This is a genomic window from Pandoraea horticolens (genome assembly GCF_902459555.1).
In the GTDB taxonomy this organism is placed as follows: domain Bacteria; phylum Pseudomonadota; class Gammaproteobacteria; order Burkholderiales; family Burkholderiaceae; genus Pandoraea; species Pandoraea horticolens.
Genome location: NZ_CABPSM010000010.1, coordinates 1 through 22,558 on the forward strand (window position 1 = coordinate 1; position 22,558 = coordinate 22,558).

At 56.8% G+C, this 22,558-nt stretch carries 17 protein-coding genes, 1 tRNA gene and 9 pseudogenes; 15 read left to right on the forward strand and 12 right to left on the reverse strand.

Going from position 1 to position 22,558, the window contains the following annotated elements; all coding sequences use genetic code 11:
* Positions 1 to 63: 63 nt before the first annotated feature.
* Positions 64 to 255: pseudogene (locus PHO31112_RS16340) on the reverse strand (IS30 family transposase); the annotation flags it as partial.
* Positions 256 to 290: 35 nt separating this feature from the next.
* On the opposite strand from PHO31112_RS16340, the pseudogene PHO31112_RS16345 reads away from it, so the two are divergent.
* Positions 291 to 605: pseudogene (locus PHO31112_RS16345) on the forward strand (integrase core domain-containing protein); the annotation flags it as partial.
* Positions 606 to 740: 135 nt separating this feature from the next.
* Here the strand turns inward: PHO31112_RS16345 and PHO31112_RS16350 are convergent.
* Together PHO31112_RS16350 and PHO31112_RS16355 are read right to left on the reverse strand one after the other, a co-directional pair.
* Positions 741 to 1,376, reverse strand: a complete 636-nt coding sequence (locus PHO31112_RS16350; RefSeq protein ID WP_150621461.1) for a hypothetical protein — start codon at positions 1,374 to 1,376, stop codon at positions 741 to 743.
* 388 nt (positions 1,377 to 1,764) lie between these two features.
* Positions 1,765 to 2,280 (reverse strand): hypothetical protein, encoded by a 516-nt coding sequence (locus PHO31112_RS16355; RefSeq protein WP_150621462.1) that lies wholly within the window; start codon positions 2,278 to 2,280, stop codon positions 1,765 to 1,767.
* Between the two features lie 80 nt (positions 2,281 to 2,360).
* Here PHO31112_RS16355 and PHO31112_RS27690 point away from each other — a divergent pair.
* Together PHO31112_RS27690 and PHO31112_RS16370 are read left to right on the forward strand one after the other, a co-directional pair.
* A pseudogene (locus tag PHO31112_RS27690) lies at positions 2,361 to 2,805 on the forward strand (transposase); the annotation flags it as partial.
* Positions 2,753 to 2,968: pseudogene (locus PHO31112_RS16370) on the forward strand (ATP-binding protein); the annotation flags it as partial. The pseudogenes PHO31112_RS27690 and PHO31112_RS16370, both read left to right, overlap by 53 nt.
* Positions 2,969 to 3,109: 141 nt before the next feature.
* Here PHO31112_RS16370 and PHO31112_RS16375 read toward each other — a convergent pair.
* The 4 genes and pseudogenes from PHO31112_RS16375 to PHO31112_RS16390 all read right to left on the reverse strand — a co-directional run.
* A pseudogene (locus PHO31112_RS16375) lies at positions 3,110 to 3,280 on the reverse strand (IS481 family transposase); the annotation flags it as partial.
* A gap of 75 nt (positions 3,281 to 3,355) precedes the next feature.
* Positions 3,356 to 3,604, reverse strand: coding sequence for a hypothetical protein (locus PHO31112_RS16380; protein WP_150621464.1), 249 nt, complete (start codon positions 3,602 to 3,604; stop codon positions 3,356 to 3,358).
* 229 nt (positions 3,605 to 3,833) lie between these two features.
* On the reverse strand, positions 3,834 to 7,040 hold the full coding sequence (locus PHO31112_RS16385; protein ID WP_150621465.1) for an RCC1 domain-containing protein: 3,207 nt from the start codon (positions 7,038 to 7,040) through the stop codon (positions 3,834 to 3,836).
* A 298-nt stretch (positions 7,041 to 7,338) separates the two neighbouring features.
* Positions 7,339 to 7,579 (reverse strand): annotated as a pseudogene (locus PHO31112_RS16390) (DDE-type integrase/transposase/recombinase); the annotation flags it as partial.
* Between PHO31112_RS16390 and PHO31112_RS16395 the strand changes: the two are divergent.
* A pseudogene (locus tag PHO31112_RS16395) lies at positions 7,569 to 8,292 on the forward strand (IS630 family transposase); the annotation flags it as partial. The pseudogenes PHO31112_RS16390 and PHO31112_RS16395 overlap by 11 nt on opposite strands.
* A 522-nt stretch (positions 8,293 to 8,814) precedes the next feature.
* Positions 8,815 to 8,973: pseudogene (locus tag PHO31112_RS16400) on the forward strand (transposase); the annotation flags it as partial.
* 192 nt (positions 8,974 to 9,165) lie between these two features.
* On the opposite strand, the gene PHO31112_RS28045 reads toward PHO31112_RS16400, so the two are convergent.
* Together PHO31112_RS28045 and PHO31112_RS16405 are read right to left on the reverse strand one after the other, a co-directional pair.
* A complete protein-coding gene (locus tag PHO31112_RS28045) occupies positions 9,166 to 9,462 on the reverse strand; it encodes an RES family NAD+ phosphorylase (RefSeq protein WP_343042753.1) in 297 nt (98 codons plus the stop codon).
* Positions 9,381 to 9,775, reverse strand: a pseudogene (locus PHO31112_RS16405) (group II intron maturase-specific domain-containing protein); the annotation flags it as partial. The pseudogene PHO31112_RS16405 and the gene PHO31112_RS28045, both read right to left, overlap by 82 nt.
* 336 nt (positions 9,776 to 10,111) lie before the next feature.
* Here PHO31112_RS16405 and PHO31112_RS16410 point away from each other — a divergent pair.
* Together PHO31112_RS16410 and PHO31112_RS16415 are read left to right on the forward strand one after the other, a co-directional pair.
* The gene (locus tag PHO31112_RS16410; RefSeq protein WP_150621466.1) at positions 10,112 to 10,378 is read left to right on the forward strand and encodes a BrnT family toxin; all 267 of its coding nucleotides are present in this window, start codon (positions 10,112 to 10,114) and stop codon (positions 10,376 to 10,378) included.
* 52 nt (positions 10,379 to 10,430) lie between these two features.
* Positions 10,431 to 10,706 (forward strand): BrnA antitoxin family protein, encoded by a 276-nt coding sequence (locus PHO31112_RS16415; RefSeq protein WP_150621636.1) that lies wholly within the window; start codon positions 10,431 to 10,433, stop codon positions 10,704 to 10,706.
* Positions 10,707 to 10,751: 45 nt separating this feature from the next.
* Here the strand turns inward: PHO31112_RS16415 and PHO31112_RS16420 are convergent, their stop codons facing one another.
* Positions 10,752 to 11,168 carry a DUF6088 family protein gene (locus PHO31112_RS16420; protein WP_150621467.1) on the reverse strand — a complete coding sequence of 139 codons (417 nt, stop codon included), beginning with the start codon at positions 11,166 to 11,168 and terminating at the stop codon, positions 10,752 to 10,754.
* Between the two features lie 608 nt (positions 11,169 to 11,776).
* On the opposite strand from PHO31112_RS16420, the gene PHO31112_RS16425 reads away from it, so the two are divergent.
* A complete protein-coding gene (locus PHO31112_RS16425) occupies positions 11,777 to 12,025 on the forward strand; it encodes a hypothetical protein (RefSeq protein WP_150621468.1) in 249 nt (82 codons plus the stop codon).
* A gap of 234 nt (positions 12,026 to 12,259) precedes the next feature.
* On the opposite strand, the gene PHO31112_RS16430 is transcribed toward PHO31112_RS16425, so the two are convergent.
* Positions 12,260 to 12,538: a DNA-binding protein gene (locus tag PHO31112_RS16430; protein ID WP_150621469.1), complete on the reverse strand. Its 279-nt coding sequence runs from the start codon at positions 12,536 to 12,538 to the stop codon at positions 12,260 to 12,262.
* A gap of 1,179 nt (positions 12,539 to 13,717) precedes the next feature.
* Here PHO31112_RS16430 and PHO31112_RS16440 point away from each other — a divergent pair.
* The 7 genes from PHO31112_RS16440 (at position 13,718) to PHO31112_RS16470 (ending at position 21,951) form a co-directional block, all read left to right on the forward strand.
* Positions 13,718 to 13,939 carry a DUF4224 domain-containing protein gene (locus tag PHO31112_RS16440; protein ID WP_246178300.1) on the forward strand — a complete coding sequence of 74 codons (222 nt, stop codon included), beginning with the start codon at positions 13,718 to 13,720 and terminating at the stop codon, positions 13,937 to 13,939.
* Positions 13,929 to 15,011 (forward strand): tyrosine-type recombinase/integrase, encoded by a 1,083-nt coding sequence (locus tag PHO31112_RS16445; RefSeq protein WP_150621471.1) that lies wholly within the window; start codon positions 13,929 to 13,931, stop codon positions 15,009 to 15,011. Before PHO31112_RS16440 ends, PHO31112_RS16445 begins: the two co-directional genes overlap by 11 nt.
* A 284-nt stretch (positions 15,012 to 15,295) precedes the next feature.
* Positions 15,296 to 15,874, forward strand: coding sequence for a hypothetical protein (locus PHO31112_RS16450; protein ID WP_150621472.1), 579 nt, complete (start codon positions 15,296 to 15,298; stop codon positions 15,872 to 15,874).
* Between the two features lie 177 nt (positions 15,875 to 16,051).
* On the forward strand, positions 16,052 to 17,254 hold the full coding sequence (locus PHO31112_RS16455; protein ID WP_150621473.1) for a dsDNA nuclease domain-containing protein: 1,203 nt from the start codon (positions 16,052 to 16,054) through the stop codon (positions 17,252 to 17,254).
* A gap of 33 nt (positions 17,255 to 17,287) precedes the next feature.
* Complete coding sequence (locus tag PHO31112_RS16460) at positions 17,288 to 18,988, forward strand: coiled-coil domain-containing protein (protein ID WP_150621474.1); 1,701 nt, start codon at positions 17,288 to 17,290, stop codon at positions 18,986 to 18,988.
* Between the two features lie 77 nt (positions 18,989 to 19,065).
* Positions 19,066 to 20,157, forward strand: coding sequence for an SIR2 family protein (locus PHO31112_RS16465; protein ID WP_150621475.1), 1,092 nt, complete (start codon positions 19,066 to 19,068; stop codon positions 20,155 to 20,157).
* Positions 20,158 to 20,166: 9 nt separating this feature from the next.
* Positions 20,167 to 21,951, forward strand: coding sequence for an ATP-binding protein (locus tag PHO31112_RS16470; protein ID WP_150621476.1), 1,785 nt, complete (start codon positions 20,167 to 20,169; stop codon positions 21,949 to 21,951).
* A 389-nt stretch (positions 21,952 to 22,340) separates the two neighbouring features.
* Here the strand turns inward: PHO31112_RS16470 and PHO31112_RS16475 are convergent.
* Positions 22,341 to 22,430 (reverse strand) — tRNA-Ser (locus PHO31112_RS16475).
* Between the last annotated feature and the right edge of the window lie 128 nt (positions 22,431 to 22,558).

A 22,558-nucleotide genomic window follows, 5' to 3' on the forward strand; every position in this document is an offset into this window, starting at 1 on the left:
TTACGCAGATCGATTCGTTCGTCCTTCCGTGTGACTCTCAACCCGCCTTGAACACGGAATTTCTGACACCCCCGGACCGTTCTTCACTCGTGGGACAAGTCCGTAACCTTTTTCCCGTGGCAGGTGCATGAGCATTGTAAAACGGCTAGACCTCTCCACAAGAGTCCCAATTGCTGATCTGTTCAGGCCAATGAGCAGATCTCCTTCCCAGTGGCTCGGAACTGCGCGGTCTTGTACATCGGCTGGACGGCTGGACGACGGACGTCCCATAAGCACCTCATCAACCTGAGGTGTTGCTACGATCGGTTGAATCCGCCCAGTACGCTAGTCGCAAGTTCCGTCAGCAGCGGTGGCGATACCGGATCGAACAGAGCATGAGTCGACGCGGAAATTGCTGGAACAACTCGCCGATGGAGCGCTTGTTCCGAAGTTTGAAAACGGAATGTGTGCCGACCGTGGGATATATGACGACATCACAAGCTCAGCAGGATATCAGCCATTACCTGATGCAACGATACAACTGGCTACGCTCGCATCAATTTAACGACGGCTTAGCCCCTGCGGTAGCGGAAGAAAAACTCAACGCAGTGTCCGGGATGAGTTGACCACTACATTTGGATAAGCAGCTCAGTACGTCGAGTGTGGTGTATACCAGAAAAAAAGCCCACTACTTGCCCCAGTTCGAGTTGGGAGCAGCTTCGTATGTTGAAGGGGCACGACGAAATCCCACCTTTAGATTTTCATTGAAAGGAGATGCGGTCCAGCGGTATTTCGGAGGTTTCAGTTACCCAGTAGTTCAAGCACCGCATACCGTCGCAAACCGCAGCCCAAGGCGCACCAGGGACCCCCTGAGTGCTGACGTCGAACATCGTGGTCTTCGCGCCGCCGTTCTGGCCATGGCGCCAGGCGACATTACTGTTGTACCCTCCCGAAGGTCGGACGTACCACAGCACGTTCTTCTGGCGGTTAGAGCAGTTGTCCCCAACATTGTTATCCGAAAGACGCATTTTATAAGCCGTGCCGACCGGAACAGTAAAGTGGCTGTCCCCAGCATCAATCATGCATTTAGCATCTGCTTGGGTAACGTCAAGCGAATAACTGCCGCTGCAATTGTAGAACACCACGTCATGATCTGAGCCTAAGACGCCAGGCGTTGCTTTTTTCTGCGCGGTGGGGGATGACGCAGAAGAGCAGGGTATTAAGCCACCAGGGTTCTTTCCTTGCTGGCTTGTCATTCTTCCGCCTAAGGTCTGTTGCGATGTGGCTGCGCTGTCAGTTGTTTCTGCCGACCAAGCCATATTCATTACTGATGCGAAAAGCAGGACGAGAGCCGACGCAACCATCAAAACCGCAGCGACAACATTGGATTGCCGCATCGTCGAATTTCTGGGTATGGAGGTCTTCGAAACGTGCATTTTTCGCTCAGAAGTTCAAGACTGACTCGCATGAATCGATGCGCTTCGGTATGCCGCATATGGCGGCTGCGTAATTAATTAAACAATTAACCGCGCGAGCTGCGATCGACACAGATTCACGACGACTCTGCGAATCACCGTTTGCACGACAAAAAATCGCTACGAGTCCGAAAATTGGAAAGAGTTGCGAATTTTCGTCAAAATCTCGCGTTTCGTCTGCCTAAATTGTGTTCGCCGAAATCCCACGAGAAATTCAGACTCACAGCTCCACTGTGAGGTTTTACTGGGCGGTGGCAGCGCGAAACTCCTGGACGTCGTCCTCGTCAATGCCACCTCCCATTATATCAAACTACGGATGCAATGTTGGCGTATGAAGGCGACATGCGGATTTGAGTAGATCAAATATTACCTCTTCGGAATAAGGTTCATAATTCCTCACGGTTTCTATAGAGGTTGGCTCAATGGGAATAAGTACATCTTCCTTGCCATGAAGCCAAACTCCAATGAATGGAGCCTCATGGATGATAAGCAAACGCAACTCGCACTCTTCGCTTGGGGGTTTTAAGGCGATAACATTAATGGCGCGCATTGCGGCTCGCGCCGAGATGGCATTTTGGTGAATTGAACTAATCATCCTAATGCCGCCATTTGTCACAACATCAACCTCCACTTCGGCTCTATCTCGACTTAAAAAATAATAACGCGTTCCCCAGTAATTTGCGCCATTAATTCCCGTGCCCGGGGAGATTTCATTGAGTGTTATTGTGTAACAATCAATCGGAGGGGATATATAAGAATCGACGAAATCGATCGAGGGAGAAAACCGACCGGAATCTGCGGCTACGTGCAGAAATTCCTGCACCAAATCAGCATTGACCTGTCCCGGATATTTCGTGCCAATCAGATCTAGAGATAGTGGCTTCTCAGCTCAGACGAGGAGTTGCCATGAAGAATCGCCGGTACAGCGACGAACAGATTGTGCGGATATTGCGCTAGACAGACCGAGACACAGTGCCTGAAGTGGCCAAGCGCCATGGCGTGAGCGAAGCGTCGATTTACGCTTGGCGAAAGCGCTTCGGTGAGATGATCAGCGATGATGTCGAACGCCTCAAGACACTTGAAGCCGAGAACGCGCACCTCAAGAAAATGATCGCCGAGCGTGATCTCGAGATCGAGGTCATGCGGGAGATGCCGAGTCATTGAGGTCCTCAGCCGATTGATCAGCATGCATGGCGCACCACGTTATCTCCGGTCAGACAACGGGCCGGAGTTTGTCAGCACAGTGCTGTTGAAATGGGCAACTCAAGAGCAGATCGAGACGGCATTGATTGATCCAGGCAAGCCTTGGCAAAACGGTATCAACGAAAGCTTCAACGGAGAATTCCGCGATCGCACTCGGCAGCATCGCAACGCAGATGGGAATCAAGACGCGCTTCATCTCCGTAGCGGATCTCGTCATCGCACTGGCGGCGGCCTCTCGACAGAACCGGCTCGCCGACTTCCTGAAATGCAACATCATGAACGCTCGGCTGCTGATCATCGACGAGGTCGGATAAGAGATGAGCAGCAACACAGCTTGACCCTGGGTCAAGCGAAACTGGTGACCAGTAATTGGCGCTGACTCAGGGCCAGCCACCATGCTGGGCATCAACGTGGTGACCCGGGTGAGTCAAATCTAATGTGGTTCACAACGGCCCAAGTGGTTCGCTTCTAAGTTGCTGTTGACACAGCTTCTTCACCGGCTTTGCGCCTTCGATTTCGGGCAACCGGCACATGCCATGACGCTGGAGGCAGTGATACAGCGAAGATCTTGTCAGATGTGGAATTGTCGGCCGCGGGGCGTAGAGGCAGCCGTCGAGCGGCAGCGTCGGTGCTGGCGATCGGCACGATCGTTGCGTCATTGGGCCGTCGCCAGCAACTGCGTCGCCTTGTTGAACGCGCTAAGACGATGCAGCCGGTGCTTTGAGGATTTTAAGGGTGAGCGTGGGCGATTGGTCCGTGTTGGTGTCATACGCCACGACGTACATGACCTGGGCCTCAGTATCGAGTGCCTTGACGATGTTCGATTTGGGCACCGTGAAGGTAATGTTCGCGCCGACCATCCTTTGAGAGACGGTCAAAGTGCCGGCGTTGTATTCGTCCGGGCCAACAATATTGAAATACAACGTGATTCTGTCGCCCACGGCCATGCCGTGATAAGCCGCGACGATGAAGTCCGCGCTGCGCTCGAGCGTATCGGTATAGAGAATGGAGGGGGGGGCCGTCCGTGGCGTTTGGACAATACGGGCGCGGCAAATAGGTTGCCGGAGTCGGATCTTGCTGAGTCATGATGGTCTCCTAGGATTAAGCGTTACTCCACAAATGACGCGAGGCCGCGCTTCGCCCGCCGTGGCGCGGGATGCCGCCTCGCCCCATGCCTTACCACACCTGCCTTGCCGAACTCGCGCGACCGCTCACCGCAGGAACGGCCTCATAGCTCAAGCCGCTGGCCAAGCGCGATCTGACCGACCCGCTGTCGCCGCCGCACGCCGCCGAGCCCCAGGTCACCACGCCGCCGCCCGCCAGCACGGCGACGAACACTTCGCTGTTCGCGTAGATAGCGCGCACGTTCTGAAGCTGGGCCTTGACCGTCGACGAATCGGCGCCGAAGGCCGTGTTCCCCCAGGTCACTACGGTGCCGTCGCGGCGCAACGCCGCGAACGCGCCATCGGTGCCGGTGATCTGCACGACGTCAGTGAGCTTCGCAATGTCGGGCGGCACGTCGCCCCCTGTCCAGGTATAACCCCAAGCGACGACCTGCCCGTTGCCGCGCCGCGCCGCGAAGGAGGTCCGGGTGGCAACCACCTCCTCGATATCTGCAAGGTTGGCGATGGCGGGCGGCACGGTGCCGCCGTAACCATCAGCGCCCCAGGCCAACACCCGCCTGCCCGCGGTGCGCACGGCGAAGGCGTGACCCGAGGCGGCGGCCAGTTCCACGATGTCCGAGCGGCCCGCGATACTGGCGGGGAGTGAACCACCGCCGTTCGGGTCGCCCCAGGCCACCACCTTGTTGTTGGCACGCAGCGCGCAGAAGGCGCTCCAGGTCCCTCGGACGTCTACAATGTCCGTCAAGGTGTCGATGCCGCGTGGCACGTCCGTGAGGTAAAACCCCCATGTTGCAACCCCGCCGGTTTTCCGTAATGCGGCGAAACTGAAAGAGGTGTGGTAAATGTCCACGACGTCGTTCAGTGCCTTGACAGCGGGCGTCAACTGCCCCCCGTTGCCTGCATCTCCCCAAGCCGTGACATGGCCGCTCGCATGCAGGACGGCGAAGGCCCAGGAGTTCCCGACGATGCGTGCCGCGTCGGTCACGCCCGCGGGCGCCAACCCGCCGTACGCTGACGAACCCCACGCCGCAATCTGCCCGTTGCCGCGCCGCACCGCGAAGGCGCCTTGCGTGGAGGCCATCTCGACCACGTCGTCGTAGGCTCCGATGGCCGACGGCACAGAGCCCCCCCAGGTCGGCACTCCCCAGGCGAGCACGCTGCCTTTGTCGAGGCGGGCCGCCAGGGCCGCGGAAGTGCCGGGAGGGGCCGCATCATTGCCGGTGGCGGCGATGTTGACCGGATGGATCGTGGCCGAATCGTCCTGCGTCTGCACGAGGAGCGAGGCCCACGGACGCGTGTCCTTGAACGAAGGCGCCAGCGTCCATGCGTTTGCGTCGTCATCCGCATAGCGCCATTGGGCGTTCAGCGGCTGCTGCGTCGTCTTGTTGAACGCGCGCAGGCGGTGCGACTGGCGTTCTCCTCGGCAACCGTTGCCGGTGTTGCGCGCCCCCATCACCAGCAACGGGCCGTGGTCCGGCAGGGCGACGACGTCGTAGAGCGACGGCGGCGACGTCTCTTCAGGCGCGCCGCTGGCCCGCATGACGGTGTAGTCGAGCGTCACGACATGATTGACGTCCGCCTGCACCGTGGCGAGCGGCACCGTGAGTGTAATGTCGCCGCCCGCTTCCTGGTCGTCCACCGTGGTAGAGATGACGGTCGTGCCAGCGCCCGCCGCGCCGTCCCAATACAAGGTGATTCGATCGCCGCTGCGGAACTTGGCCGAAGCGCCCAACCGCACCGTGGCCCCCTTCGGGCAGTCGTCCACGTTGAGCTGGGAGCCTTTGGCCTGGTCGATGGTCGCGGCGGGCAGAAGGCCTTGAACGATAATCAAGTCGAGCGGCAGGCTCGTGACGTAGGCGTTGCTGCCACGCACGAAATCGTAGGATGCGGTCACCTTCGCGTCGAGCCCCGCAGTGATCTTGTCGTACGGCACGTCGAACTCGATCGCCTGTCCAACGTCCGTCGCTTGGAGGACGCGATTGACGGTCCAACTGCCGGCGGGCTTCGCGCAGGCCCACGTCAGATTGACGATGTCACCCTGGCGCATGTCGGCATTCGGGGGCACGAACACCGGGCAGCCTTTCACTGCTGAGAGGTCGCGCGGATCGAGCACGCCTGCGATCGCATCGGGCACCGACGGCGCTGCGACCACGGCCGCTTGCCGCTCGACTTTCAGGGTGAGCACGTTGGACGACAGCCACTTGCCGCCGGCCTGCTGGATCGCGTATTCGAACGTGACGTCGGCGTTAACGAACGCCTCGATGCTGGCGTACGGGATTTGGATCGGATACGGCTGCGTCACGTCGTAGTTCGCGGGGAGGGCGAATGGCACCTCTATCCCTTTCGGGGGGCCGCCGCCCCAAATCGTCTTGCCCTGAACACCGGGTTTCAAACTGTCATCGGGGCCGATGAGCCCCGTGGCCCCACTGAGCGCGAGGTTGGGGTTGAGAATACCGTCGATGGCTTCCTTGATGACCGGCGCGGCTGGCTTGCTGACGTCCACGGCATCGCCGATGCTCAGCGAATAAATGTGAGAGGGCTGCAAGGTGCCGCCCTGCTCGCGCTCATAGCGCACATTCACGGTTTGACCGATGTAGAGCTCGACATACTCGGCTGGGACCACAAACGTGATTGAGCGCACGGCGCGGAGAGTGATTTCGTCGTCGTAGTAGCCCGGCTCGCCCTCGGCGCCCCAGTACAGGTAGACGGTGTCTTTCACTGCCATGCCGTCATAGATTGGGATGACGACGCGCACGTTTTTGTGGGCGAGGTCAGTGTCCAGATGCTGATTGACGACGCCCTCCACGCTCGGTTCCTTGAGCAGCAATGGGGCGCCGATGGTAAGGCCGAGCTTGTGCGATTCGATGGGGTCCCCGCCTGCGGCAGGCTCGACGATGTAGTAAGCCACGACGTCGGTATTGAGTGCTTTGACGATGTTCGCCTTCGGCACGGTGAAGATTGTGTCCGTACCGACCCGTCTTTTGGAGACGTCGAATTCATCGGTGTATTGGCCGGGACCGCCATCATCGAAATAGAAGAAGATGTGGTCACCCTGGGCCATGTCGGGATAGACCTCGACCTTAAAGTCCGAACCGCTACCGGGCACCTCGTCGGGATCGAGAAATTTGCCGGGGGCGTCGGCACAAACGGGCTCGGGATAATGGACCGCCGTCTCGACCGCGCCACTCGTCGCCGGATGCGGCGCGGGGGCGTTAGCGGAACCGTGCGGCGGCACCGGCGTTGCATCTTGCTGGGTCATGCGAGACTCCTTAAACGTGAAATGGATCTTGTGAGTCAAACGTCGAGGGCCGCGATCGCACATCCCTCCTCGGTGGCGTGCGACAACCTGTCCTACGTCGCCTCATAGAACCGCCCGGCATCATGTCGCTATGACGAACGAACTGTCGCCGCCACCGGTCGGCGCGCCCCAGGTCGCCGGCCCGCCTCCCGTCTTGAGCGCAACGAAGACGTCGGTGCTGGCATACATCACGCGGATGTCCGTGGGTTCTGTCGCGGTAAGCGAAGCTGGACGAGCGAGCGTGACCGAGAAGCTGCGGTTATGCGACCGGGGAATAGAGTTGCTCAGCGGGAGGCGGACGGCCCGCTTGGGGGCAGACATTTGCCCCTTGCGAATCATGTGCATGGCCTCGATGCCGCCTAGGATGATGCGTACACAGCGGAAATTCTGGAAGCCCGGCATATCGGCCCGAGACGACGTTTGATCGCGCGGTGACCCGGCTCGACGAGGTTGTTCAGGTTCTGGTTCTGGTGGCCTTCGATGGGTGTCTCGTGCAGGGCGACCAGCGTGCGCCGCTATTTCAAGCTGCTGGGCTTGCAGCCGCATCGCAGCGAGAGTTTCAAAGCTGTCCACGGACTCGTTCTTCATTGAGAAGTTGCGCGACGTGGTCGGCCGGTACCTGAACCCGCCCGAGAATGCTCTGGTGCTGTGCGTCGATGAGAAGAGTCAGTGCCAGGCACTGGAGCACACGCAGCCGATGCTGCCCATGAGGCTGGGCTATGTTGAAGGCGTCACCCACGATTACGTCCGCCATGGCACGACGACGCTGTTTGCTGCGCTGAACGTCCTGAACGGTGCGGTGTTGGCCGAATGCAAGCCGCGCCACCGGCACCAGGCGTTTCTTGCCTTCTTGCGCTCGATCGACAAGGCCGTTCCCGCTGACCTCGACGTGCATTGCATCGTGGACAACTGCAGCAGCCATAAGCACCCCAAGGTCAAGGCGTGGCTGGCAGCCTGCCAGCGCTGGCATATGCGCTTCATCCCGCCCCACAGTTCCTGGCTCAATCAAGTCGAACGCTTCTTCTCTACCATTACCGACAAGGCGATCCGCCGCGGCTCGTTCAGTTCGGTCAAGTAACTGGTTCGGAAGATGGATCACTTCGTTGCGCACTACAACCAGAACTGCAAACCATTTACTTGGACCGTCACCGCCGATTCAGTCCTGGCCAAGCTCAGCAGACTTTGCGAACGAATCAGCGGAACGGGACACTAGGTGTACAGTCCCGAATTTTCATAGTGCCACTCTCTCCTTGGAGTGGAAATAGGCACTATGGGCCAAGTTCTTCACGGAAGCACCACAACGACAGGGGCAATCGTCAAACGCTATCGCTACGAGACGCACAGCCAGTTTGAAATCTGACGCCGTAGCCAGCCAGCAGGTTGCGAGTCCAGTCTTTTTTTTAAGCGATTCCATGTCCAGTCCGAATTGCCAGTAGGCCACATACACTGGTCATAGCCAACTATTCAAACTATTAGTATTCAGGCTCCGTCGCAGTAACGACGCGTGTGGGAGTGGCCGCCTCGAGCGTTTCGGTATTCAAAGAGCCAAGCTGTAGAATTGCTCGGCCAAGGACGCGTGTTGCCCTTCAGGGCAGTGCAGTTGCCCCTTGCGAATTAGGCGCATGCGAGGATTCCGGCAGTCGAACGGAAGGTCTTAAGAGGCCAGTTCAAAAATCCCGTGAGGGGCTGTTAACTTTCGAGGCGACCTGCTAACCTCAGGCATCCAGGCAACGGAGATTGGGCGCGACCCGGTTCCAGGCACCACATCCTCGTAGACGCCAACGGCATTCCCATCGTCGCGATCCTCACCGGCGCAAACGTCAATGACGTCACGCAACTGCTGCCGCTCGTTGACTCGATTGCACCGATTCGCGGTGTTCGCGGCCGTCCCCTATTGCATGTAGTTGGCCAGTTCAGCCTTCAGCTTCGCGCGCCCCGCCGAGATCAGCTCGTTGATGGGCTGGCCCATCAACGCCTCGCAGGTCTTTGCCGCCTCACCCAGGATCGCGGTAGCGGCGTCGTTCTGGATAATCGTCAGTTTTAGTTCGGTGGTTGATGCTGGCGTGGTCAGCGAAGACCGCCTGGTTTATCGGAGGAGTCGTGAGTCAAGAGCAAATGGCTCCTGCCTTGATACCGTCACTCGCTGAAAGTCAGCGTGGAGAGGATTCAGGATGACGCTCCAGTCTGCCGGACAAACGACGGAGCGTACTTTCATCGCAACGGTGTTGGCCTCGGCCAGCCATGCCCGAACAATCTCTATCGCGCATGCGGGGCCGTACCGGGTGGTTCGAGCAGGTGAGGTTATGAGAGCCAGGGGACGCCAAGCCGGTCGAAGTACGCGAGGGGCATTGCTCGTTTCAGTCGCCGGTAGCTGTTGCGCCACCAGCAGCGGTTATTGGCTGCCACCTTTCGAGCATCGACCTCCGAGGCACCCAGCGCCCGCAACTCCCGGTACATTGTTGTTCCTCGTCGCCAGTGCTTGAGCTGCAATGCGCGTAACCGGCGTCTGATCCACTCGTCGAGTTCACGGAGCACCCTCGGTGTCTGCGCGAGATGGAAGTACGCCCCCAGCCCGGCACATACGCTCGCAGTCGTTCCGCCACCTCGGGCAAACTGCGCCCGCACGAGCGGCGCGTCAGTTCCCGGATACCTTGCTTAAAGGCCGCCAGTGCCTTCCTTGACACCGCACATTTGATCTCGTCCCTGTTACGCCACAGGGCAGCAAGCATTATCAGGAAAACCAAGAAATCTGGCGGAGGCGGTGAGATTCGAACTCACGGAAGGGTTACCCCTTCGCTGGTTTTCAAGTCTTAATGGGAAATCGTTACGGGGGAAGAGGTTAGGGGAGGTTCCGCTTCGACAACCGGAGGGCGTGAAACGCCGGAAACCCGCGTGTTTACTGGGGGTGGAAAACGGGTTGCGGAGCAGGATTTGGAGGGATTTGGCGGCGTGCAGTCGGGAAACTTCCCGATTTATCGTCGCCACAAAAAATAGTTGATGGGCGAGAATTTTTGTGAGTACAATAAATGCCCATGGATATCAGTTTCGACCCGGCGAAAAGTGACCGGAATGTGCAGGAACGGGGTTTGCCGTTCACGATGGCCCAGGACTTTGAGTGGGACAGCGCGGTGATCGAAGAGGATGTTCGAGTCGACTATGGCGAGAGACGTTACCGGGCCTTCGGGTACATCGGTGACCGGCTGTTCGCATTGGTCTTCACGCCTCGCGCAGAAAAAATACACATCATCAGCTTGCGCAAGGCGAATTCGCGAGAGGTGAAACGCTATGCCGAAACTTAAGCCGGGAACCGTCCTCCCTACACCGGCTGAGGACGCCAAGATCAAAAAGCAAATGCGTCAGGATTCGCAGAATCCGGAATGGACGAAGAAGGACTTCGCCAAGGCGCGGCCTGCGAGTGAAGTGTTGCCGGGGATCGTTGGCGACGAGGCCGCTGAGAAGCTGCTCAAGCCTCGCGGTCGGCCCAAGGCTGAGATTACGAAGGAGCGAATCAACATTCGGCTGTCGCCGGAGGTTGTCGATTACTTCAGGGCATCCGGTAGCGGTTGGCAGACGCGAATTGATGCGGCGCTCCGGCAGTTCATTGCAGAGCATCCGCATTTGGTGTGAGGGGAACTGCTGAGATATTCTTCCGCGACCGACGCGTCGATGGGTTCAAATGGCTCTTCCGGAATTGTTCTCGTACTGAATGAATTTTCGGCCGAACCCTAGCTTGCGGGTAATACGGCGGTTCCCTGTATTGACGACGATGTTCGCGGGCAACTGTGTGGTGCTGCCGGCGTTATAGGCCGCTACTAATTTGCTCGGGTATGTTTTAATGCCAAGCCGCTTGAGCGCCTGCGGAGCCAGAACTTCAACAGGACGCACCGGGATTGGGTTGCCGGACAGGGCGCTAGGTTTCGCCTTGGCGTATACCCCAACCCCCAATTTAACTATCGTCCCCGCATCGACGAGTCCCCGCAGCACACGGCTAAGGTGTGCCTCGCTCCCCAATGCGGCGAAGTCTGCACGCAGAAAGACATCTGCTTTCCATTGACGTAGCGAGCTTTTCAGCTTGTCTCTCAACTTCACACTGCCCTCCTTCTTGAAACATGGATTTTCATGATCTATTGATTGGTAGGGCCAAGATTAATGAGTCAGGCTCATTCGGCAGGTGTTGTACAGGACTCTTTTCTCAAATGGACGAGGGTTGCTAGTCCGTCTCAGGCGTCTGCGTCAGCACGTACTTCAAGCTGCGTAGAAAACCGTATTTTGTTGGGGGGGGCGACCCTAGCAATTTCGGCGACGGAGGCGGTTTTCTGCCACCCAAGATGCGGTTCTTCAGACCTTTCCCAAGTGCGTTCTGGGGATGCGTCCGAATAACGCGAGGTGCTGTAAAGTTGCGCTTCTCAGGCGTTGTCACGCCGCTCCTGTCCCAATATTCTTTAACCGTCACGTCCCAAACGTGACCGGGCGTAGCAACCCGATTGGTTAAACCTGGGCACACGACCGCAGAAGCTTGCGGTCTTCGTGTGCGCCGACTCATGCGTTCGTTATCAACGGGCGGGCCTGTACTGGGACACCTTCGGGTGTGCCGTGTATTCGGGAAACCAGCGGTTTGCTACCCCAGTCCAGTGCCTGCCCACCCCCTCTCGTTCTTGCGAGGGGCAGGATTGAAACGGTTAGCATGAGGGCACAGCATGACCTCTCTCGTATCTACTACTCCCGTTGTTCGCGACTCTCTCGACAAACTGCACAGCTTGTCCGAACGCCTCGTAGCACTCTGCATGGTCGCGGCAAATCAAGAAAACACCGAATCCATTCCGCACGAATTCGCAAACGCGTACTTCGAGCAAATGGGAGACCTCGCGGACGAAGTTCTCGATCTGACTCAACGATTGGATGACGATCTGAGTCTCGCGAAGAATCCCGCTCTCGCACCCATTTGATTTCGTCGTGGTGTCGCCGTCCCTTCTCGCCTCTCATCGCGAGAGACATGTTCACTTTTGATGTTTGGGGGAGGTGGGGTGCGGCGACTTGAGCGGAGACGCTGCTTGGAGCCGCTGGGCCGTTGATGGGCGAGAGCCAGGGGGGGCGCATCGGGTTAGCGCTGTGCCAAGATCCGATGGTGATTGGTGCATATTCTGGACATAGCGGTCTTACAGAGGAGCGCTTCGCCTTGACTACCCGGCTTTCCAGATCGTGTTTGCGTTGCGAGCGGCTTGCTCTTGTGCGGGCGAGATATGTCCACTGGTTTCGTCGGTACGTCCGGTGACCAACCAGAAGGCGAACTGGGGCCAGACTTGACCAATCGCCTCGATCATCTCGGATGTCGGGCGCTGAAGACCTCGGGATACGTTCTGCCACCGCTTCGATGGAATGCCCGTGAAGTTCTCCATCTCCCGCCAACATCGGTCGGCGTCGGCGACATGCTCAATGAGTTCGCAGATGCGCTCACGCATATCGGAATATCCCCAAATACGTTCCAGACATGGAAACCTATACTTTAGGCACGCCTAATTTTTAGGTGTAAGTGACTCGGCGTCCGTTGGCACCGCATATGTGCAACCGGAGGCGTATTAGCAGCGAAAAAAAGGTCATCTTCGTCCATGTCACGCGACTAGAGGGCATGTCAAACACGACCGGCCGTCCATGCGACATACGCACCGCACAATGCGTGCGCGAACAATCGACGAGCGAAGGCGATCAACCCGTCGTCGGCCGAGTCATGTTGCCTAGGGGCCTTATGAAACGACCAAAGGCGAATACCTCGCGGAATTCGCCCTTACGCAGTCAATGGATGGTCACTTGGTCTCGCGCATTGTAGCGTCGCACGCCTACGCAACTAACGCGAGTCCCTCAGTTTCAGGCAAATCCGCCGAGTGACTTTGTCCGCCTCGTGACGTGTCTTCAAATTAGCGAGCGTTCCTCGCTTTCCACATCCGGCCCCCCGCCAGATTTTTTGCACCGTCGCCGCTGAACAGTCGTGACGGAAATTGGAGGTTGCGATGTTTCAACAGTTATCACTCCGCTTGCCCGGTGGCTTTTGTCCGGCGCGTTCTATTCAGGAGCCTTCGCCGTGCCCTTGTTCGGCTCCGTATTCTCGGTGGCGCCAAATTCGTCGCGAGTGTCTCCACGCTCTCCCAATGAAACGAAGAAGGGTGTCTAGCGTCGGGAGTGTCGGCGCCGTTGTCGGAGCCAGGGGTTTGCATGGGCGTATCTGCAACGTCCGGGCCGTAGCCGCGCGACTCAGCGCGACTCGCGCGACCGAGCAGCGGGTAGCACTACGGACGTTGGCCGTACCTGCGCCATGAGTGCACAGGCCTCTACTGAATACAGTCTTTCCGGACTCGGCGGCGAAGTGACCTGGATCGCATTGAGGCAGAAGCTTCGTGCGACCACCGCCGCCCGCAGGGGCGAGGACGGCGGGGGCGCGCGAAGCGCGTCCTAAATTTATATCCGTAACACTTAACGATTATGGACCGGGGGCAGGCCGTTCAAAGTAGATAAGAACGGATTGCTACTCGGATGAACATCCGAAGCGATGACCCCTGCGACGGCCGGTGTTATTGCTGACGAAGTGGTCAAGTGCTTGCTCGGGAGTTTGAACGCTTCTGAACAGCAACGCGGGAGAAATGAGTATGGAGACCTTTTTGACCCGAGAAGAGGTTGTGTACTTGACCGGTAGGCAGGTCAAGACCAAGCAGGCCGAGACGCTGCGCCGTATGGGCGTCCCGTTCTTCCTGAATGCCGGCGGACGGCCCATCGTGACGAGAGTTGCAGTCGAGGGGCGAGGCGATGCTTTGGAGGTGAGGAAGCCCCGATGGGCCCCTCGTGTATTGGAGGGCGATCATGGGACGTAAGCCGAGCGTGAATCTGAACCTGCCGAAGGGCATGCGCGCGAGAACGCAGAGAAGCGGCCGAATTTTCTACTACTACGACGCCGGCGGCGCGCCTCGTCGAGAGATTCCACTGGGTCCCGATTTCGTGCAGGCGGTGCGAAAGTGGACGGAGCTGGAAGCAGATGTGAAACCGATTCACCGGAAAATGATTACGTTCCGCTATGTGTCGGAGCGATATGTTCGCGAGGTCCTACCGACGAAAGCGCTAAGTACCCGAGAGGGAGACCGGTTAATGCTCGCGAAGCTCTACGCCTTCTTCGACGACCCGCCAGCGCCACTTGACGAGATTAAGCCGATCAACGTCCGTCAGTATCTGGATTGGCGTGTGCGAAGCACGGTAGATGCCCTAGGGGCCGAAGGAAAGGTGGTTAAAGGCACGGAAGGGCAGGTGCGAGCGAACCGAGAGAAGGCTCTGTTCTCGCACATCTGGAACAAGGCACGGGAGTGGGGCTATACGGATCAACCGAATCCATGCGCTGGCATCAAGGGTTATCGCGAACGCCCACGAGATGTGTACATCGAGGACGATGAATATCTTCTCATCCACAAACACGCTCGTCAGCCGCTACGCGATGCGATGGATTTGGCATATCTAACCGGTCAACGCCCGTCGGACGTCCTCAAGATGAGTGAGTGTGATCTATCGGATGGTTGTTTGTTAATTCAGCAGGGAAAGACTGACGCTAAGCTTCGAATTCGTGTAACGGGGCGGCTCAAGGAAACGCTTGATCGGATTGCAAAACAAAAAATTTGTCATAATCCACGCAGCTTTTTCTTGGTGGTGAACGAGCGTGGTCGACGCGTCGGGCTCAAGTCGATCCAATCTATGTTCGTGGAAGCGCGCCTGGCAGCCGGATTGCTTGATCCAAAGAAATTTCAATTCCGCGATTTGAGAGCAAAGGCGGGGACGGACAAGGCTGATGATGCCGGCGATATACGCGCGGCGCAGAAACAACTCGGTCATACAAACATCTCGACTACCGAGCGATATATGCGAAACCGTCGAGGCGCTAAAGTCGAGCCGACGCGATGATCTTCTGCCTTCAGGCATGCGCGCGTGATGGCGTCTGTGGATTCACACGGGGAACACGACACCTCCGCGGCACTAGCGGCCTAGCGTGTCGCCTATGGGGGCAATTCACCATCTAATACTGAGGGTCGGGGGGGCACTTACTAACTATTCAGCCGACAATGTGACGTCGGAATTTTCGTGGCCGGCGTGCGTGACAAATAATATTGAAACTCCGCGAGTTCGTCGATTGTTTCAACTAGCCACTCAAGGCACTTGTCCAACAAATATTTATTTAAATAAGTACCATGAATCAACAGACACAGCAACTCATCACACTAGTGATCGCCACCGTCGGGCTGCTAATTTCTCTCTACTTGCTCTACATCAACATCAAGAACAGACGGACACAAGTATCGGCATATCGCCTCACCCGCGCACTTCATCGAAGTAGTAGGATCGTGCTCAAGTACATTAACACTGAGCAACTTGATGGGCGCTTTTTGGTCAAGTTGGTGCTCTTCAATCCAGGCTCCATTGCGTCGGTCATCCATAGCTTTGCTGTATTCAAGCCAACCAAAAATCCAAATTTATTTTTTCGAATATTCAAGCCCACTGTCCTGAGGCGACTTGAAGATGCTCATTGGTGGCCGACTCAAGATGAAAACCAGAAAGATGCGCGATACCTTGATGACGAGTATCAGAATCTTTATGTTGCAGACTATCGAGTCATCTTGGTTTCCATCCCCGGACTGGTGGGTTGGGAGAGGTATGGATTTGAAATCCGTACCAACAACGACTACCAAATTCATGAGACCCCTATCGATGGAATCAAGGGGTCTCATCGATTCAGTCATTACTACGAAGAGTGGCATACAGAGAAATAATCTCGGAAGTTTCGCATGCAGGCGACCAATTTCCCCGTGCTGCCCGTTGCCCATCATTAAAATTTGCAAAATTTGTAGATGTACTTATTATAATGGCGAAAAAGAATGGACGGCGATCGACTCTGATCGGGATTGTGCGGCCATCTGATTTTCTAATCCGGAACACGATTCCTCCGCATGACCGGAGGCAGATGGGGAGGCGCTTTGAGCCTAGTCGACGGTGCGGCAGAGCTTTTGCTCGTAGCTAACGATCCTAAATATTCGGAAACTGGTGGGGGGCACGGGGCTAAGGGCGTCGACTTTCCTCGTTGGTGGGCCGTCGTTCGGATGATGGAGTTGGAGACGGCCAACGAGCCAGACTTCCTCCTACTCTTTGAGTCCGTCCAGGACGTCGCAGAACTTAATTCCGCGACCACGCCAACCCGCGCGAGGGTCTATCAGGTCAAGAAGAAGGACGCTGGCACTTGGACCTGGTCCGTCCTCACCGGCACCTCTGCCCCTAAGGCCCCGTCGCCCACGCAAAGTAAGTCGACTAGGGCGGCAACTGCATCAGCGAAGGCACCCACCTTTGAAAAGGTCCCGGAATCTGCTCTCGGCAAACTGCATCTTAGTCTGACGGCATTTAGCTCTTTGCCTGTCGAAGGCGTATTCCTCTCGAACGCAGGCTGTGACTTCCCGCTCGCCAGTGGCGGCTCTGCGGCCACGACGATGCCTTGCTCGCTCGTGGACCTAGCAGCGGATCACGTGCGACTACTAACCGATGCCTTCGCCTCATTATCACCAGGCGCCCCTCCGCCAGATTTGGCCCGAGTGAAGTTGCAGAAGGTTGCCATACATTCCGACGATTTGGCCGCACCGGCAATTGCCGCTGCGCTGCAACTCCTGAACGAGCGTAGCCCGGAACACGCAGGTCAGGCAAAGGCGTTCGTCGATTCATTGGTGATGCAGATTTCACCGCTGACCCGCCGCACCGACGCCTGCGTATCGTTCGAAGAGCTCGTCAAAGAACGTGGCTTCTCGAGGAACGCATTCTTGGCGGCTTTGGCCGCACTGGAGACGGTTCCCGATCGCCTCGCGTTGCTCGACCTCTGGCTGAAGCAACTCCAAACCGAGGGCGTTGACTTCATGACCGTCACATCGGTACGCATAGCAGCGGCGGGTGCGCAGCGAGACCGGCTCATTGGAGGAACCAAGCTCTCGAAAGAGATCGACATCTTCTGCGACGAATGGATTGCAACCAATCCATGGACATCCAACTTGCGGCCTTTTGTCGAAGCCGCGCTTGCCGCGCTCAAGGTCAAATTCAGCGGACATCGCGATCACGACCTGATGGCACGGTTTGTCATGAGAGCCATAACGAAATGCGTGGACCAGAACTGAGACGCCTCGTCCGAAGCCTGAGAACAAAAGACTATGCATCGCTTCCGATTCAAAAACATCTGGCTGCTATCTCATCGCGAGAAGAAAGCTCGACACATAGGGTTCCATCCGAACAAGAACTTGCTGGTGGGGAGAAATCACACGGGCAAAACGACGGTGATTCGGAGCCTGTTTGAGACGCTCGGCGCGAAGCCGCAGGGCAAGCTTGAGCAATGGGACGAGAACGCTACTTCTTTGCTTGAATTTTCAGTGGATGACAAGAGCTACTTCGCTCTTCATCAGGATGGACGACGCGCGCTTTTTGACACGAACTTCAACCTCATTGTCTCGACATCAAAATTCGGCGATTGGTCCAAGCACTTCTGCGAGATAACCGACTTCAACCTGGTGTTCTCAGATAAGAAGCAGGCGGAGGTGGTCCTGGCCGACCCCGCGTGCTTCTTCGTGCCGTTCTACGTAAACCAAGATGGTAGTTGGCAATCCGACTGGAATACGTTTGGCGGCATGAAGCGCTTCAGCGCGCCGTTCAAGCCAATCCTTGAATACTTCACTGGCGTATGCCCGCCGGGTTACTACACAGCAAGCGCAGAGAAGTCTCAACACTCCAAGGTTCTTGAAGAGAACCGACGCGAGTACCGCCTGCTCGAGCGTGCTATCGAGCGCTTCAGCAAAACCATCCCGCTATCAGGCCCAAAGGTCAACGCTGACAATTTTTCCTTAGAGATTGAGCAACTCACGAAGGAAGTCAATCAGCTCAACGTCCGACAGGAAGCACTGCGTAATGTGGCCGTTCGGGAGCAAGAACTTCTGAAGAATCTGGACCATCAGATTCAGCTCGCCGAAACCGCTCTTGTCGCATACGACAGCGACGCAAAGTACCTTTTCAAAAAAGATGCAGCACCACTGGTCTGCCCGACTTGTCATGCGGAACACGAGAAGCCATTCCTTGACCTATTGGAGTTCGCGGAAGACGCTCGCGTTCTACGCGAGCTCGCTGCACGACTGCGTGAGGATGCCGCCGAGGTTCGCAAGCGGACGCAGAAGGCATTCTTGGAGCTAAGCTCACTCAATGAGAACTACCTGCGTATCTCCCGTTTGTTGGACACACGAAAAGGCGCGTTGAAGTTCCAAGACGTCGTAGGTAGCCTTGGCGCAGAGTCGGCGTTCGCGGCCTTCGAGGAGGAGCGAAAACATATTCAAAATGCCATTGATGCTGTGGTTCTCACCGTAGATGCGCTCGAGACGAAGATGAACGAGCTGCGCTCTCCCAAGCGCACGAAGGCCATCTTGACCGATTTTCGTGAACACTACGCAGCCAGTCGCATTGCATTACAGCTCCAATCCGTTTCGACCAAAACTATGCAGTTGGCATCCCGCCCCTCGCTCTCGGGCAGTGGCGGACCGCGATCAATTCTCGCCTATTACGCGTCCATCTGGCGGACCGTTCAAAGCGAGATGGGCACATACGACATCCCTGTCGTCATAGACTCGCCCAACCAACAGGCCCAAGACGACTTCAACCTGCCTGCGGTGCTCAAATTCATTGCCAACGACTTACCCGCAGGCATGCAACTCATCGTCGGACTGGAAACACCTACCGACTTCATCTTCGATCATCAGGTCACGCTAACGGAGAAGTACGCGATGTTAAATGAGGAGGATTGGGAGCCCACAGAGCAATTGATGGAGCCATTGCTGAGAAAGATGTACCTGACAACCCTGTCACAGGGGTAAGAAATGTCTGTATTGCTGTAATCGAATTGAAAGATCTGCACTACTCTGTCACGGTATTTCCTAATTTGATAGCCACTATGTCAACAAGTCCACCGGAGGGCACGCTTCCAGATGAATTGTTCGTCGAAGTTCAGAAAATCTTTCGTGCGACGCCGGCTCTGTTGATTGGGTCTGGTTTTTCGTGCGGCTATGGGCTCCCCGGCATGTGGGACTTGGGCGTACATTTATTAGCCAATGTTGAGGCTGCGCTAACAACAGATGAGGCGAAGGCGCTGTGGCGGGGTGCGTCTAATGCCGTTAAGGCCAACCTTGAGGCTGGGTTAAACACCATTCCACAGGGAGCGGCTGGTAGAGAGGAACTTGTTCGTGCCATTCGCTACGAGACAGCGAAGCTAATTCTCTCGGCGACGTCAGTGGCAGAGAAAACCATCCTCGACCAAGGCCTTGCGGCCGGCCACGCTCCCGCGCGTTTACTTCGACTTCTCTTCAATGGGGCCGCGCAAAACGCAGAGAGCATCCCGGTCATCACAACGAACTACGATACGCTATTGGAGCTGTTCTGCGATCTGGCCGATCTGCCAATTGATACGGGGTTCACCGGCTTTCGTCGCCGCAAGCCACGAACGGCGCCAATATTTCAGACGCAATACAGTCGCGTGTGGGCAGCAGAAAAGAAGGGGGGCTTTCAAGCGGATCATCGACCCTTCAGGACTGTTCGCCTTCACAAGCCGCATGGCTCGATCAGTTGGCTGGCGACGCCTACTGGGCCGGTGGAAGCTCTGAATGACAATTCGAATGCGGCTCGGGCCATTGTGGTGCCGGGCCCATCCAAGTATCAAGACGCGCTGGTGAATACCTTGTTCGACGCTATGCGAACGGAGATGAATGGCGTGCTCGGAGGTGCCTCGGCGCTCCTGTGTCTCGGATTCGGATTTAACGATGACCACCTCCAAGGCGTAATAAGGGCCCGGCTGGACGCTCACATGCCAATGATCTTGTTGACCCGAGATCCAACCGAAAGCATTAATGGGCTTCTCCGCGCATACCCACATGCTATTGCAGTTTTCAAGGAGGATGTGGGGGCAAAGTGCTTTTGGAACGGGCGGGTGTACAGGTCCGAAGAACCTCTGTGGCAGTTGGATGACTTCCTGAAAAAATTCTTGGAGTAAGGGCACGCAATGACAATCTTTACATTCAATGAACAACAGTCGATTGGTGAAGTTCGCAGTGTTGAAACGTCACGTATCACTATTCGAGTCACCGATGGTCAACGCTTGCAAAAGGCGCGCGTCGGGCGGCTGGTAGCCATTCAGGCAACCGGTGACGAGTGGTTGATTGGCATTGTGGAGCGTGTCTGGCGACACCCGGTTGAATTGCCGACCTTGGAAGAGGGCGAGGTTGCTGCGGGCGCCGCTGTCATTGAACAGGAAGAGAATGGAGTTGCTATCAGCTTGGTGGGTACCTACCGTGCTCGTGACGGACAACGACACAACACCTTCAGTCGCGCCGTCTTTGCGCTTCCTGAGATCAATCGACCCGTTTACCCAATTGAAGAGAAGTCCCTTGAGGACTTCATGGGCATCTTGAGTGCTTCATCCAAAGCGGATGCAGCGACCCCCCTCAAGGTGGGCACCTACACTCTAGACGGCAAGGCCAGCGCCTACATCGACGGAGACAAGCTCTTCCAGCGCCACGCGGCGCTGCTCGGCAGCACTGGCTCAGGAAAGTCCTTTGCCGTCGCCTCGATCTTGGAGCAGACCGCACAACTGCCTCATGCTAACGTTGTTGTGCTCGATCTGCATGGCGAGTATTCGAGCATGACGTTCGCCTCGCACTATCGGATTGCAGGGATCGGGGACATCAAGGCGAAGAAGGACGGTGCGATCTTTCTTCCCTTCTGGTTGCTGACTTATGACGAGATGCAGTCTGTTTTCGTGGATCGCTCAGGTAACAATGCGCCAAATCAAGCAATTGCTTTGATGGACTCTGTCATCGAGTTGAAACGCTCGGCAATTGATGCGCTTGGAAAGCCTCAGCTTCTTGAGGGTTTCACGGTTGATACCCCTGTGCCCTACCGACTTGCCGAACTTGTTAGTTCCTTGGATTTCAAGAATGACGAGGCTATCGACACAGGTGAGACGTATGCATCTGGGCCGCGTAAAGGCCAGTCGAAAACCGAGAAAGGCCCGATGAATGGGCAGTTGTCGCGCTTCCTCGTTCGTCTGAAAACCAAGATGAACGACCGACGCTATGCGTTTATGTACCAGGCACCTGTGGAGTACGAAACCTACGAAGCACTACACGACCTCGCGAAAAAACTGCTAGGCACGGGCAGTGTCAAGGACGGCGTTAATCCTGGTATCAAGATCATCGACTTCTCCGAGGTTCCATCAGACATCCTTCCGGTTGTCGTGGGGCTGGTCGGTCGTCTGATTTACCAAATCCAATTTTGGAGTAGCCCTGGCGAAGACGGTGACGCAAGGCATCCGATTGTCATCGTCTGCGACGAAGCACATCTGTACCTACCCAGCGGGGCCGCATCGACAGGTCCGCTGGAGAAGCGTGCATTGGAAAACTACGAGCGCATCGCCAAAGAAGGCCGAAAGTATGGTGTGGGCCTGATGGTGGTCAGCCAGCGCCCTTCGGACGTCAGCACAACCATTCTCAGCCAGTGCAGCAACATCATTAGCTTGCGATTGGCGAACAAGACCGATCAGGCGGTTGTCAAGCAGTTGCTGCCGGAGAGCCTGGAAGGACTCATGGAGGTGTTACCAACCCTTGATGTGGGAGAAGCTGTGGTGGTCGGCGACGCGACCCTGCTGCCAACTCGCATCAAAATGGCCATGCCAAAACACAAGCCACGCAGCGCAACGATTCCCTTCTGGACTCGCTGGGCGACGCCCAAGGCGGACGTAGATTTGGTTGCCGCCGTCGAAAACATGCGTCGGCAGTCTCGCACATAAGAAAAAGAGGGAAATTTGAACGGCGGCAGAAGGACACTTGGCACAAGAAGTTGCCTCGCGTGAAAACCATGGGAACGAGGGAGTAGCGGCGCCACACCGCCGTCCTTTTGAAAGCAACTTGGTTGCTCAGTCGGTGTGACTGCTATGTGGCAGAAACGGAATAGCGAGTAGATGGATTAGTGTGACCGTAACCGCAGCAAAGCTGCAGTCGGCGTCAGCTTCGTGGCGGGTAGCTTAGCCATTGATTGCACCTCGGCAGGCTGATCAATGTCTTATTCAGGCCGCACGTCACACGGTGCAGTTTCCTGTTTTTGCGGAGCACCGCCAAAATAATTGCGGAGCACCACTCAAAAAAGTCAGCAACCACTACCGTGAAAAACATAGAAAACTGGCGGAGGCGGTGAGATTCGAACTCACGGAAGGGTTACCCCTTCGCTGGTTTTCAAGACCAGTCCATTAAACCACTCTGGCACGCCTCCGGGGCGTTGCGCACGACTGCGTGTCGTGGCATGGGATGCCGTCTGAGACGACGACTTGAGATGCGTGCGGTCCGGGAGAATCGGCATCGGTATTCCGGCGCAGACCAGTACCGCACGGCAGCCGGCAT